Origin of the sequence: Alkalihalobacillus deserti (genome assembly GCF_020734105.1) — a bacterium.
Classification (GTDB): Bacteria; Bacillota; Bacilli; order Bacillales; family Bacillaceae_D; genus Halalkalibacter; species Halalkalibacter deserti.
This window is the reverse complement of record NZ_JAJAFR010000005.1, coordinates 98,351-111,188: the sequence shown is the minus strand read 5'-3', so window position 1 is coordinate 111,188 and position 12,838 is coordinate 98,351. Positions and strand designations below refer to the sequence as shown.

Annotated in this window: 15 protein-coding genes and 1 pseudogene; 6 read left to right on the top strand and 10 right to left on the bottom strand. The window is 39.6% G+C overall.

Features of this window, described 5'->3' with window-relative positions; translation table 11 throughout:
- Positions 1–13 precede the first annotated feature (13 nt).
- The 3 genes from LDX58_RS11510 to LDX58_RS11500 all read right to left on the bottom strand — a co-directional run bounded on the left by LDX58_RS11510 (position 14) and on the right by LDX58_RS11500 (position 2,636).
- Positions 14–517 (bottom strand): YwgA family protein, encoded by a 504-nt coding sequence (locus LDX58_RS11510; RefSeq protein ID WP_227936983.1) that lies wholly within the window; start codon positions 515–517, stop codon positions 14–16.
- Positions 518–530: 13 nt separating this feature from the next.
- Positions 531–1,829: an HD domain-containing protein gene (locus tag LDX58_RS11505; RefSeq protein ID WP_227936982.1), complete on the bottom strand. Its 1,299-nt coding sequence runs from the start codon at positions 1,827–1,829 to the stop codon at positions 531–533.
- A gap of 582 nt (positions 1,830–2,411) precedes the next feature.
- Complete coding sequence (locus LDX58_RS11500; protein WP_227936981.1) at positions 2,412–2,636, bottom strand: YuzB family protein; 225 nt, start codon at positions 2,634–2,636, stop codon at positions 2,412–2,414.
- 258 nt (positions 2,637–2,894) lie between these two features.
- Here LDX58_RS11500 and lipL point away from each other — a divergent pair, with 258 nt between their 5' ends.
- A complete protein-coding gene (gene lipL / locus LDX58_RS11495; protein ID WP_227936980.1) occupies positions 2,895–3,740 on the top strand; it encodes an octanoyl-[GcvH]:protein N-octanoyltransferase in 846 nt (281 codons plus the stop codon).
- A 261-nt stretch (positions 3,741–4,001) separates the two neighbouring features.
- The gene (locus tag LDX58_RS11490) at positions 4,002–4,145 is read left to right on the top strand and encodes a methyl-accepting chemotaxis protein (RefSeq protein ID WP_227937199.1); all 144 of its coding nucleotides are present in this window, start codon (positions 4,002–4,004) and stop codon (positions 4,143–4,145) included.
- A gap of 217 nt (positions 4,146–4,362) precedes the next feature.
- Here LDX58_RS11490 and pta read toward each other — a convergent pair whose 3' ends face one another.
- Positions 4,363–5,352 (bottom strand): phosphate acetyltransferase, encoded by a 990-nt coding sequence (gene pta / locus LDX58_RS11485; RefSeq protein WP_227936979.1) that lies wholly within the window; start codon positions 5,350–5,352, stop codon positions 4,363–4,365.
- A gap of 261 nt (positions 5,353–5,613) precedes the next feature.
- Here pta and LDX58_RS11480 point away from each other — a divergent pair, with 261 nt between their 5' ends.
- The 4 genes from LDX58_RS11480 (at position 5,614) to gerQ (ending at position 8,452) form a co-directional block, all read left to right on the top strand.
- Complete coding sequence (locus LDX58_RS11480; RefSeq protein ID WP_227936978.1) at positions 5,614–6,354, top strand: enoyl-CoA hydratase/isomerase family protein; 741 nt, start codon at positions 5,614–5,616, stop codon at positions 6,352–6,354.
- Between the two features lie 80 nt (positions 6,355–6,434).
- Entirely contained in the window at positions 6,435–7,184 is a 750-nt protein-coding gene (hemQ, locus tag LDX58_RS11475; protein WP_227936977.1) for a hydrogen peroxide-dependent heme synthase, read from the top strand.
- Between the two features lie 242 nt (positions 7,185–7,426).
- Positions 7,427–7,858 carry a cell wall hydrolase gene (locus tag LDX58_RS11470; protein ID WP_227936976.1) on the top strand — a complete coding sequence of 144 codons (432 nt, stop codon included), beginning with the start codon at positions 7,427–7,429 and terminating at the stop codon, positions 7,856–7,858.
- A gap of 24 nt (positions 7,859–7,882) precedes the next feature.
- The gene (gene gerQ / locus LDX58_RS11465; protein WP_227936975.1) at positions 7,883–8,452 is read left to right on the top strand and encodes a spore coat protein GerQ; all 570 of its coding nucleotides are present in this window, start codon (positions 7,883–7,885) and stop codon (positions 8,450–8,452) included.
- Between the two features lie 132 nt (positions 8,453–8,584).
- On the opposite strand, the gene LDX58_RS11460 is transcribed toward gerQ, so the two are convergent.
- The 6 genes and pseudogenes from LDX58_RS11460 to LDX58_RS11435 form a co-directional block, all read right to left on the bottom strand.
- Positions 8,585–8,959, bottom strand: coding sequence for a DUF423 domain-containing protein (locus tag LDX58_RS11460; RefSeq protein WP_227936974.1), 375 nt, complete (start codon positions 8,957–8,959; stop codon positions 8,585–8,587).
- 30 nt (positions 8,960–8,989) lie between these two features.
- Positions 8,990–9,259, bottom strand: a complete 270-nt coding sequence (locus LDX58_RS11455; protein WP_227936973.1) for a DUF5327 family protein — start codon at positions 9,257–9,259, stop codon at positions 8,990–8,992.
- Positions 9,260–9,350: 91 nt separating this feature from the next.
- Positions 9,351–9,596 (bottom strand): annotated as a pseudogene (locus LDX58_RS11450) (MerR family transcriptional regulator); the annotation flags it as partial.
- A gap of 29 nt (positions 9,597–9,625) precedes the next feature.
- Positions 9,626–10,366 carry an exonuclease domain-containing protein gene (locus LDX58_RS11445; protein ID WP_227936972.1) on the bottom strand — a complete coding sequence of 247 codons (741 nt, stop codon included), beginning with the start codon at positions 10,364–10,366 and terminating at the stop codon, positions 9,626–9,628.
- Positions 10,363–11,376, bottom strand: coding sequence for a DUF294 nucleotidyltransferase-like domain-containing protein (locus tag LDX58_RS11440; protein WP_227936971.1), 1,014 nt, complete (start codon positions 11,374–11,376; stop codon positions 10,363–10,365). Before LDX58_RS11440 ends, LDX58_RS11445 begins: the two co-directional genes overlap by 4 nt.
- A gap of 2 nt (positions 11,377–11,378) precedes the next feature.
- The gene (locus LDX58_RS11435) at positions 11,379–12,638 is read right to left on the bottom strand and encodes an ammonium transporter (RefSeq protein ID WP_227936970.1); all 1,260 of its coding nucleotides are present in this window, start codon (positions 12,636–12,638) and stop codon (positions 11,379–11,381) included.
- Between the last annotated feature and the right edge of the window lie 200 nt (positions 12,639–12,838).

Sequence of the window (12,838 nt, the reverse complement as noted above, 5' to 3'; positions counted from 1 at the left end):
AAGAGCTTGGCCGTCAATGAACGAGTTCACGTAAAGATTTAATAAACGTATAAGCTTGTTCGATATCTTCTTCTGTGTAATTCGATTTCTTCTTTAATGTAAACACTTTTTCTTTTACTTCATCAAGAGGAAGCTCTTCGAAATAAAGCAAAGTAGAAGTAAGTTCGAGAAAGCGAGAGCTCTGTTCATTTAAACTAGTAATTAATTTTTGGCTTTCTGGTAAATTAAATTGATATAACTCAAGAAATTTCCGGCCTTCTTCCGCTAATCCATAGCGATACTGATAATAATTTCCTTTGTCTTCTTTCATTTCATCGACAAATCCGAGGTTACATAGTTCTTCTATTCGCAAACTAAGTTCCTCCGAATAAGGTCCAAACATATGAAATTTAAATCGCTCAGAAAATGGCACATTCATTTTTTTGGCAATATAAATAATTTTTTGTAATTTTTTCCGTCCAACAACTTCACCTGCCTGCAAAAAAAGCGCCATTACATTTGCATGATCCTTCAGCAATGCCTGTTCCCCCTTATACGTTTAATAGGTCTCGAATCTTTTTCTTCACTTCTTTATACTCACGCTCATCTTCTAAATAATCGAGTGGAAAATAGAGTTTATGATCGGTCCGCTTTTTACCCGATATCGCTTCGACTACCTCTGACTCACGCGATAGTTCACGCAATTTGCCATTTGGCATAAGCAGATGAATCGGCAAACGTTCCTCTTCTTCACCTGGACGATAAAAGTCATAAGGAAGATCAGAAGACGAATCCACGACTAAATAATAGTCTGGATTTAAATCAGCCTTCTGAAATAAATCTTGAAGCACAAGCCAGTCATTCATTTGTAAATTCGGATTAAACTCGACGTATTTAAACAATTTTCTATTAAGAAATCTTACACAAAGATCTCTTAAAATGCGATCCTCTTCTTCTTGCCACATTTGAAAATAATACATGGTTATCGACTCATCTAACCGCAAATAATCATCCAAGCTCCCTTTTCCATCAAAAAAGGAATAGAAGTGGTTCGGCTTATGTTTGAAGGCATACCCTTGATCATATAACTCCTTGGCACGCTTGAAAATCTTTGTCAAAATCACCTCGGCACTTCTTGTGACTGGGTGAAAATAGACTTGCCAATACATTTGGTACCGACTCATAATGTAATCCTCAACTGCATGCATCCCACTTTGTTTAATGGCCACTTGATCTTCCATCGGCCGCATCACACGTAGTATGCGCTCCATATCAAAATGCCCGTAGCTGACTCCAGTATAGTAAGCATCACGTTGCAAATAATCCATTCGATCGGCGTCAATTTGACTCGAAATAATACTAGTTACAAGCTTATTCGCATATGTTTTTTCAATGACATCTGCTACAGCTTGGGCAAAGGTTGGGCTCACATTGGAGAGAACTTGATTGATTTCCGTATCACCAAGGACAATTTCCCTTGTCCACTCTTCGTGATCCGTATCAAACACTTTTTCAAACGAATGAGAAAACGGGCCATGGCCCACATCATGCAAAAGCGCTGCTGACAACGCAACGAGTCTTTCATCTTCATCCCAATTGGGGCGTCCTTTAAATACATCAAGAATTCGTCTTGTAATTTCATAAACACCCAGTGAATGATTAAAACGAGAATGCTCAGCCCCATGAAAGGTGACATACGTCGTACCAAGCTGTCTCACACGACGTAACCGTTGAAATTCCTTCGTACCAATTAATTCCCAAATCAACTCATCCCGCACATGAATATAGCGATGGACAGGATCTTTAAACACCTTTTCTTCTTCTAATTGACCATAATAAGGTTTTACCATAAGTTCCTCTCGTTTCCTATAAGGTACCTATATTATAACTAGAAAAACTTGACTCCTGCCAGACTAATTCGAAAAAACATAAACTCTTTCCAAACTATATTCTGACCGAAGCCGGAAGTTCCGGCAGGAGTCTTAGTTTTTCTTGCCCCGCCAAGCTTACCCTCTTTCACCCGTAGAGAACGAGGGGAAGAAGAGTTCTTACTTCTTTCACTCGTTCTGTAGGGGCTTGAACACTTTCTTATGACATGATCTCATCAACCTCAAAAACTTGACTCCTGCCAGACTAATTCGAAAAAACATAAACTCTTTCCAAACTATATTCTGACCGAAGCCGGAAGTTCCGGCAGGGGTCTTAGTTTTTCTTGCCCCGCCAAGGCTTTCCCTCTTTCACCCGTAGAGAACGAGGGGAAGAAGAGTTCTTACTTCTTTCACTCGTTCTGTAGGGGCTTGAACACTTTCTTATGACATGATCTCATCAACCTCAAAAACTTGACTCCTGCCAGACTACGATCGAAACCGAATAAGAGAGCGGAAGTAGAATTCCCTCCATATAAAAAACCTAGCTGCTCGGCAACTAGGCATTTATAACTTAAGCTTTTTTAATACTTTATCGATCAACTGATCTTCATCGGGTGCTGCAATTGGACGATTGTTTACAAACACAAACGACTTTTTTCTTCCTGGACCACAATAAGATTGACAGCGTATATCTATTGTTGCGTCTGAATCAACTTTTTGTAATCTAGGAACCAGACTCTTAATATTGGTCGCTTGGCATTCATCACAAATACGAAATTCATTCGCCATGTCTATCTGTTCCTTTCACTATCATATTCATCTATGCTGCTCATTCGATTATTCATTTTAGCAACCATTAGTATATCACAGAGCCTAACTGAAGAACAAATGAGAATCAAACACAAAGATTAGTCTTCCTTCATTAAAAGATTTAACGATCATACACCAATTATAATCTGAAAACACTAACCTTCAACTTCATTTAAAAAGAAGTAGTCGACATGCTATAATTATACAAAAAGAACTTGAACGTATAGGAGTTTAAACATGCAGAATTTCGATCTCCCAACCATTTCACCTAACTGGCGCTTCATTGATCATACAACATTTGGACCACAATTCGACGCACTTCAATCGTTTGCTTATGATGATACACTCTGCACCTCTATCGGGCAACAAAGAGCCAACCCAACGATAAGAGCATGGGTTCATCATCAAACGGTCGTCTTAGGCATTCAAGACAGTCGTCTTCCTTGTATTGACGCTGGACGATCTCTTCTTCAATCAAACGGATATCGAGCCATAGTTCGTAATTCCGGTGGCTTAGCTGTCGTTTTAGATGAAGGCGTCCTGAATCTCTCCCTGATTATAAAAGAAGAAAAAGGCCTATCGATTGACGACGGCTATAATTTAATGTTTTCATTGATAAAAAAAATGTTTGCCACTTATCCTGTTGACATCGAAGCATATGAAATTATCGGATCCTATTGCCCAGGAAGTTTTGATTTAAGTATTGTTGGCCGAAAATTTGCCGGCATCTCACAACGTAGAATTCGTGGTGGAATTGCTGTCCAAATATATCTTTGTGTTACAGGGAGCGGGAGTGCGCGAGCTAAATTGATTCAACACTTTTATGAAAAAGCAGTTCAAGAAAGCCCAACGAAATTCACTTATCCGGATGTACAGCCAGAAACAATGGCCTCATTAAATGAATTGCTTGAGGCTAACTTATCGATTGCTGATGTGATGTTGTTGTTACTAAAGACCCTGCAAAACGAAGGCGTGCAGTTAGCTGTACAGCCGTTTTCTGAACAGGAGCTAGTATTATTTTCAGAGAATTACGAACGGGTTCGAGTACGGAATGAGAAAGCGCTGAGATCATTTAACCTTTAAGGATAGAAAATGGAAATAGAGACCAAATCGTACAAGGTTTGGTCTCTGTTTCTCTATTTATAAGCTTTAACATGCGTTCAAGGAATTCCTCCGTCGTTCACAACCGTCGTAATAGTTTAGTATTAAAGAAAAGTTAGTTACGCCTAACAACTGCTCTCATCGCTTTTAAAAATTCCTCTGGTTGTTCTAAATGAGGAGCGTGCGTTGCCTGTTTAATGAAGATGCATTCTTTATCAGGTGCTTTAATGATTAAATGCAGAAATTCAGTCTGCTCATGCTGGTGAATATGGAAGAGGATTTGCCGTTGTTGCGAAGGAAATCAGAAGACTTTCACATGAATCTCAACAATCATCTAATAAAATTAAAATAGAAGTCTCCATTATTCAAGATTTAATAAACGAATGATTAAATGAAATTCAGCATTCAGCAAGTTTTACTGAAGAACAAGCTGCAGCCGCTGAAGAACTCTCTGCATCTATGGAAGATTTAAACCTATCGGCAAAGGATCTTTTTGATCTTTCTTTAATGGAAGTGTAGCTGATTCGATTAACCTTCATAAAAAGCGAGGCTAGTGAAAAAAGTAAAACCACTTTCTTCACTAGCCTCATTCTCAAATCACTGCTTACAATGTTACCTTCTGATTGATCGATTGCATCGCCGTAATCAATGAGAGCTTATAGACATCAGCTACGTTACATCCACGCGATAAATCATTCACTGGTTTGTTTAAACCTTGTAGGATTGGTCCAATTGCATCATAGCCGCCAAGACGTTGAGCAATCTTATAGCCTAGGTTACCAGATTCTAAACTTGGGAAGATGAAGACATTTGCTTCCCCTTGAAGCGGTGAATCTGGTGCTTTCTTTTTAGCTACTGCTGGGACAAAGGCAGCATCAAATTGAAACTCACCATCGATGACTAAGTCCGGCCTTGCATCTTGAGCAAGCTTAGTTGCTTCTGACACCTTTTTCGTTTCAATTGATGAGGCGGAGCCTTTTGTTGAGAAGCTTAGCATCGCTACTTTCGGATCAAGTCCGAATACTTTTGCCGTTTCAGCTGTTGCAATCGCAATTTCCGCTAGCTCTTCGCTGTTTGGTGCAATGTTGATCGCGCAATCACCAAAAACAAATTTGTGCTCATCCTTAACCATGACGAATACTCCTGAAGTCCGTTTAATTCCTGGTTGCGTCTTAATGATTTGCAAAGCTGGGCGAACAGTGTCTCCAGTTGAATGCGCGGCCCCACTTACAAGTCCGTCGGCTTTATTCATGTGTACAAGCATCGTTCCAAAATAATTGACATCCAATAATTTTTCACGTGCTGTTTCTTCTGTTTCTTTTCCTTTACGACGCTCAACAAAGGATGCAATCATTTCTTCGATTCCATCGTAGTTGCGTGGATCAATAATGGTTATGTTTCTTAGATCGATCTCATTTCGCATTGCCTTTTCCTGAACCTCATCTACATTTCCGATTATAATAGGTGTGACAACTTTATCTTTAGCTAAGTTCGCTGCAGCTTCTAAAATTCGTTCATCCGTTCCTTCTGGAAGCACGATGGTTGGATTATGTTTTTCAATCTGAGCTTTGATTTCATTAAAAAGATTACTCAAATAATTTCCTCCTCAAACCTCGTTCTCTTTATCATATGACAAGAATACTCCTCTTGCTTGCAAAAAGAAACCGTCTTTGTCAAGTTCACTAAAGTGTTAATTTTTAAAAGAATCTTTCTGTTTGCGCTTGCACCGTTTTCCCGTTTGTTTAGAATAACATTCCTTTACTTTAGGATGACCAAAGGAATAATCGCTTATGTGCTGAATACTATGTAAGAAGAACAATGAATGACTATTCATTTTTAAGGGAGGATTAAGAACATGACTGAATCCATCATTCTATATGCAGTGGACAATCATACTGCTACAATCACACTTAACAGGCCTCAGGTTAAAAATGCTTTAAATAAGGAATTACATTTCGCTTTGTATGATGCATTTGAAGTGGCAAAGACCGACAAAAATGTAAGCGTTATTGTTTTACGAGGATCTAATAACGCCTTTTGTGCAGGTGCCGATTTAAAAAGTATACCAATAGAAGAATTGCATTCATTTGATTACGGAGGATATTTGGACGAAACGTACAATCGGTTAATACGACTAATTGTCTCAATAGAAAAGCCAATTGTTGCACATATAAATGGGATTGCCGTTGGTGCTGGTTTAAGCATTGCTTTAGCTTGTGATTACAGAATAGCGAATCCCGGTGTGAAAATGGGTCTTGGTTTTTTAAAAATTGGCCTTGTGCCTGATGCTGGTGCTTCTTATTTTCTGCCTCGTCTTGTTGGTTTAGGGAAAGCCAATGAACTTGCTCTAGGTAACCTGATTTCAGCTGAGGAAGCTTATCGTATTCATTTGATCAATAACATTGGTCATTTAGATGAACTCGTGCAACAGCTTTTAACCATACCTCAAATGGCATTTGGCTTAATGAAGCAAAATTTCCGTGTGAGCTTTGAACATGACTTAGAACTGATGCTCCAAATGGAAGTCGATGGACAACGTCAAGCTAGCAAGACAACCGAACACAAACGGGCAATACAACAGTTTTTGTCACGGTAATGTCAACGTCTTTGTTTTTAGTCTGCGTTCAATTATGGTATAGTTTGAACGATGAATGAAAACAAAGGAGTTGTTTAAACATGAGTGAAGCTGCAGTAACATTAGATGGTTGGTATTGTTTACATGATTTCCGTACGATTAATTGGCCTGCATGGAAAACGATTTCAACTGAAGAACGTGAACAGATATTAGCTGAATTTCATTCCATGATCTATCGATGGAATCAAACAGAGGCAGATGAAAAAGGAAGTCACGCTCTTTATTCGATTCTGGGGCAAAAAGCTGATTTCATGCTGATGATTCTTCGTCCGACAATGGAAGAACTAAATGATATTGAAAGTGCATTCAATAAATCACGTCTTGCTGAATTTACGATTCCTACATATTCTTACGTATCAGTCGTTGAATTAAGTAACTACATGGCTGGGGAAAGCGATGAAGATCCTTATCAAAACCCCCATATCCGTTCAAGACTGTACCCAACATTGCCTAAGGCAAGTCACGTTTGTTTCTACCCAATGGACAAGCGCAGAGATGGAGATGATAACTGGTACATGCTTTCAATGGAAGATCGTCGTGCGATGATGCGTAGCCATGGCATGATCGGTCGCAGTTATGCAGGAAAAGTAAAACAGATCATTACTGGCTCTGTTGGCTTTGATGATTGGGAATGGGGCGTTACGTTATTTGCTGATGACGTGCTTCAATTTAAGAAGTTAGTCTATGAAATGCGTTTTGATGAAGTTTCAGCTCGCTTTGGCGAGTTCGGATCGTTCTATGTTGGGAATATCCTTGATCCTGACCATCTTTCCCGCTTTTTCCACGTATAATCTATCTATAGTTAAGAGTGACTCGTTTCATTAAAGGCCACTGAAAAAGGTGCAAATCGTACCTTTTTCAGTGGCCTTTTTTATTGAAAAAATGCATACCTTGCAATCCTTATTCATATAGTGAAGTAACTGCACCGCCTACGGCATATCATCCATACTTTACTACTTTATGGATGCAGTTTGTTTCGTTTCATTTCTAGCTAAAACATCTAAGAAGGTCAACTTTGATAGGAGGTGAACGGATGGCTGTAATTAAAGCATCATCCAGTGACGTTGACGTACTCGCAAGACTGATGCGAGCGGAAGCAGAAGGTGACGGAGAACTTGGAATGTTAACAGCAGGAAACGTAATGGTGAATCGGACCCGTGTCCGATGTATGGATTTTGGGAACGTAAATACCATTCCTCATATGGCGTTTCAGTCTCCTGGTGGTTTTGAGGCTGTTCAAAAAGGTTATTTTTACCAACATGCTCGTGAAAAAGAAAGACGTTTAGCGCGACGGCTTATTAATGGTGAAAGGTTCCATCCTGCAGAAAATTCATTATGGTTTTTCCGTCCAGAAGGTTCTTGTCCTGCACAGTGGTGGGGCCAGTGGAACACTGGACGTTTTAAGGCACATTGTTTTTATTCTCCGACACAAGAAGCGTGTTCAGAAGTGTACAGCACATATTAATTTGACATCAAAGGGGCGATCAATGTGTATCAGCAACCATGGTATCCACAATCTCAAACTGGAGCTGGATATGGACAGCAGCAACAGGCGTATCCTCAGCAACCACAAGGCTATCCGCAACACCCAGCATCAGGTCAACAAAGTGGGCAACTGCCTTATATGTCATCCCAAGGCTATCAATATTCACAAATACCAGGTATCACGCAGCAGCCACAACAACCTTTCACCGGTATGAATTCACAGCAGATGCTTGCACAGCAACAGGGCATGCTGCCGATTGAACAATCATATATTGAAAATATTCTTCGGTTAAATCGTGGTAAAACAGCTACGTTTTATATGACATTTGAAAATAACCCTGAATGGAATGCAAGAGTTTTTAGGGGGATTGTTGAAGAAGCTGGACGTGACCATATTATCGTCGGCGATTTTGAGGATCAAACCCACTACTTACTTTTAATGGTCAATCTTGATTATGTAGAATTTGATGAGCCGATTGAGTATGATTATCCATATGGCGCTGCAGCACCTGTTTCACCGGCTGCTCCTACTACACCTTTAGCCACTTACTCGCCAAGACCAAATAATTCATGATAGACGATCCTCTAAACGAGAACTTTTACTTAATAGGAAAAGTGCTGTTTTAAAGCAGACGAAGATGCGAAAGCTTTACTTATTCCACTTTAATAAAGGGAGACTCCATAATCGAGTCCCCCTTTTTCCCTGTTATAGTCCTCTTAACACGGCAATTCCAAGCAAAATCCAACCTACAATAAAAGCTAGTCCACCAATTGGCGTAATCGCTCCAAGTTTCGTAATCCCTGTTAAGGCCATCACATATAAACTGCCTGAGAAAAGTAAAATACCGACTAAAAAAGCCCACCCTGCTCCGTTTAACATGCCAGACACTGGCATTTTCAGAGCGATGATCCCAACAGCTAAAATTGCAAAGCCATGGATCATATGATACTGTACACCAGTTTGGTAATTTTTCATCATGCGTTCGGTTAATCTTGGCTCCAGACCATGTGCTCCGAAAGCTCCAATCACAACAGAGAGCGCCATGACTATACTTCCAATGAAAATAAATAATTTCGCCATTTCTTCAGCTCCTTTTTCCTACTACCTAACTTAAAAATCAAGAAGGTTTCTTCCTTTTACATCTTGTTCAACACTTGAAACAGTCTCTTCCGGCACCGAATATTCCTTCTGAGAAACTGGTGTAAACGTTTGGCCCGGCTTTGCCACTTTGTTTGAAGGAGACTTAAGCAGCTGACAATAGGCTTCTATGACTGCGACACGTTCTGCTATGGATTGCCGATCTTCTTGGGAAATAGCTACTTTAAGAGTTTCTATTTGTCCTTCTAACTGTTCACAAATGGTTTTAGCTGATATTTCCATAATGTCCCCCCTTCTTTATCCAATAATCATAGCATACACAATTTCTCCAACTAAAAAAAGGACTAACCTAGTTGTGGTTGGTCCCCTCATCTTGTTGTCTTGATGCAAAAATAGCTTTTACACCTGCAATGTTAACACCTTGCTTGATCAGTGTTTTGATCTCAATAAAGCGTTCAATATCATCTAGGGAGAACATTCGTTGATTTCCATCATTTCGAGTTGGCTTAATAAGTCCTTGTTCCTCATAATAACGAATTTGCCGGGCAGACAAGTTCGTCATATCCATGACAACTCGGATCGGAAAACACGCTTGCCTTCTTGGAATATCTGACTTCACTCGCTCCCCCTCCTCCCTCGTTACAATAATCATTGAGCCGTTCGACCTTTTGCTAAATAAGAGTAGACTTCTCTTAATGTTTCAAACCCTTTTTCTTTTGCAAGATGAATGTTTTTTTGCCACAACTGTGCCGTTATTCGTGCATCTTCTAAAGCATGATGACGAACTTGAATCGGAATCTGGTAATGAGCACAACATTCATCCAATGTAACTAACTTTTCAGTTGGGGTGACAATTTTAGTTAAAAATGAAGTGTCTAAAATACGATGTTGAAACGTAGTTCTAAGAGTTTGCCAAGTGGCATGTGACATAAATTTCTTCTCGTGATGCGCATGATGGGCGACTAAAGTAGAATGCCCAATAAATTTGTAAAAGTCAGCTAAGACATCAACGAGTAACGGGGCATCTGTTAACTCTTCAATCGTTAACCCCGTTAAATCAAGAATGTCACTTGATGGCAACTTTTCGCATTTAACGGTGGAATAGAAAATCTCTTCTTCGAGAATGTCGCTTCCTTTCATTTTGATTGCTCCAATTGAAAGGATGCTATCTCCTTTATCAGGATAGAAACCACTGGTCTCTAAATCAAATATGATGAACGATAGCTCAGAAAGTGGAAGGTCGAGTACATCTTCATGTTTCAATTCACGCTGAATCTGACGCAAATGAGACAGTCTTGCAGCACCAGACTGTTGCTGCATCGACGTGTATACATTCGGGCTTAATTTGCTTGAAAGTTGCTTTACTAGCTGAACCATATTGTTTATCATTTTCGTTCACCCTTTTTCAGATTCCTCTCTAGATTTTGATACAATTGATGCCCTTCTTTGATCCACTTTCGTAATTGCTTTCGTTCATTAAGACTTAATTGTTCTAGTTTTAAATGGTGGATATCTTCATACGTTTTCGTCTCACGATGCCAGTGAAGGCGTTGTTCAAGTATTTGTTCAAAGTTTTGTTGTGCCTGTTTGATTTCATCATACTTCTTCGGTAAATACTGAAATCGTTCTAACGTTGGAGAGTTAAGGATATGTTGTTCAATCGCAAGTAATCTTAATGCATTCACATAAGGAAATAGAACAATTTGTTTAAAGTCAAATTTGCCTTTATGTCTTCCTTTTGTCTCAATGAGAAGCTGATTGAATATCCCTATTCCCTTTTTCAACCTTCCCGTATTTTCAGTAAGTCTTCTCAACAAATATGGCTTGGCTTCAACGGTTTGAAATAATATTTGTTTCAAGCAGTTGAGCATCTGAGGTTCACCGTGGATAGTGGTTGCATCAACAAATGTTAAAGTGTACCTGAGTGTTTCCCATGTATTTTCCTTCAACCAAAATTTGATTTGGTGCTCCCACTTTGCTATAGAATGACACCACTTCGAGTTAGAAGCCATCACTTTTCCATCACAGCGCTTATACCCTACTCGTTCAAGGGCATGAACAATCTCTTCCCCAAGATGCAAGAAATAGATTTCATCTTCTTCATTTTCACTTTCAAAGACAAGTCCATGATCTTGATCACTCCAAAAAGACTGTTCACGTCTTCCCCCACTTCCCATTAAAAAGAAAGCAAAGTGAGCAGGAGGCTGGCCCCACTCACTTTCTGTCTTTTCAAGAGCGAGACAGACCGCTTTTTTTATGATTCGTTCATGACTTTTTTGAAGTGAGGCCGAGGTATGTTCCTGACCATGAATGGCTTGAATACGTTCCTCAAACAAATGCCGGTAACGTCTATCCCATTCTTGATTCCCATAGGTAGGATAAACCTTTGCCCCAGTCACTCTTATGCTCCTGTTCTTTCGTTACCTGGCATGCTTTCAGGATACCCGTAGCTACCATGTTCACTTAGGTCAAGACCAACGATTTCTTCCTCTTCAGATACACGTAAGCCACCAAGAATTGCCTTAGTGATAAGAAGTAAGATATACGAAGCAACAAATGCAAATGCTGCTACTGCAACAACACCTAAAAGTTGAACACCAAGTTGTGTAAATCCACCACCGTAGAATAAACCAGCTGAACCAGTGTACGCTAATTCAGGTGTTGCAAATAAACCGTTTGAAAGTGTTCCCCAGATCCCTACTGTACCGTGAACAGAAAGAGCAAAGATTGGGTCGTCGATTTTCGCTTTATCAAAGAACTTCATACTGAAAAATACAATGAGTCCACCAACAATACCAATCACAACAGCGGCCCAAGGTTCAACGAATGCACAAGATGCTGTGATTGCAACGAGACCTGCTAACGCACCATTTAATGTTGTTGGGATATCTGCTTTTCCTGTTGCTGCCCAAGCAATCAACATTGCTGCAATTGCACCTGCACCAGCTGCAAGTTGTGTGTTTAAAGCAACATAACCAAAGAATGCATCGGCAACACCTAATGTACTACCTGCATTAAATCCAAACCAACCTACCCATAGAATTAAAACCCCTAGAGCTGTATAAACTTGGTTGTGACCTGCTAAATCATTTGACGAACCATCTTTATTGTATTTACCAAGACGTGGTTTTAATAGAATAGTAGCGGCAAGTGCTGCCATTGCCCCAGTTAAGTGAACAACTGATGAACCTGCAAAATCTTGCTTACCAAGCTCTGATAACCAACCTCCACCCCAAATCCAGTGTGCTACGATTGGATAAACAAACGCTGAGAATAAAACGGCAAAAATAATATATGCTGATAATTTCGCACGTTCAGCAAATCCACCAAACGCAATTGTTAAAGCAATAGCTGCAAACATAACTTGGAAGAAGAAATCTACGGAACCGACTAAACCTTCATCACTTGTTGAGTAATCACCGAAGAAGAAATCGGATAATCCAATAAAGGCATTTCCATCACCGTAAGCAAATCCCCAACCTACTGCCCAATAAACAAGGGATGCGATACCGACTGTAAAAATTGTTTTACCAGCAATATGCCCCGCATTTTTCATTCTTGTTGAACCTGCTTCTAATAGAATAAATCCACCTTGCATAAATAAAACTAAAACTGCACAAATCATGACCCATACATTATCCATAAGTGCTAATTCATTCATTTTTCAATCTCTCCCTTCAGAATATGAACACGCTAGCGTTAGAGAAGCTAACATCTCTTGTTAGTTCTCATTATACGTACAAAATATTCTGAATCCACCTTGTTGTAAGATATCCTTACAGGCTTTTTGAACAGCCTATCTTTATGAAAAGGCTTAATAAACGGTTATTTAATCCTTTCAATCGATAAAGGCCATCACGA

Excerpts from the sequence above, each read along its gene's own strand:
- LDX58_RS11505 (WP_227936982.1), bottom strand. The coding sequence starts at position 1,829 with ATGGTAAAACCTTATTATGGTCAATTAGAAGAAGAAAAGGTGTTTAAA.
- LDX58_RS11500 (WP_227936981.1), bottom strand. The coding sequence starts at position 2,636 with ATGGCGAATGAATTTCGTATTTGTGATGAATGCCAAGCGACCAATATT.
- lipL (WP_227936980.1), top strand. The coding sequence starts at position 2,895 with ATGCAGAATTTCGATCTCCCAACCATTTCACCTAACTGGCGCTTCATT.
- LDX58_RS11480 (WP_227936978.1), top strand. The coding sequence starts at position 5,614 with ATGACTGAATCCATCATTCTATATGCAGTGGACAATCATACTGCTACA.
- hemQ (WP_227936977.1), top strand. The coding sequence starts at position 6,435 with ATGAGTGAAGCTGCAGTAACATTAGATGGTTGGTATTGTTTACATGAT.
- LDX58_RS11470 (WP_227936976.1), top strand. The coding sequence starts at position 7,427 with ATGGCTGTAATTAAAGCATCATCCAGTGACGTTGACGTACTCGCAAGA.
- LDX58_RS11460 (WP_227936974.1), bottom strand. The coding sequence starts at position 8,959 with ATGGCGAAATTATTTATTTTCATTGGAAGTATAGTCATGGCGCTCTCT.
- LDX58_RS11455 (WP_227936973.1), bottom strand. The coding sequence starts at position 9,259 with ATGGAAATATCAGCTAAAACCATTTGTGAACAGTTAGAAGGACAAATA.
- LDX58_RS11445 (WP_227936972.1), bottom strand. The coding sequence starts at position 10,366 with ATGATAAACAATATGGTTCAGCTAGTAAAGCAACTTTCAAGCAAATTA.
- LDX58_RS11435 (WP_227936970.1), bottom strand. The coding sequence starts at position 12,638 with ATGAATGAATTAGCACTTATGGATAATGTATGGGTCATGATTTGTGCA.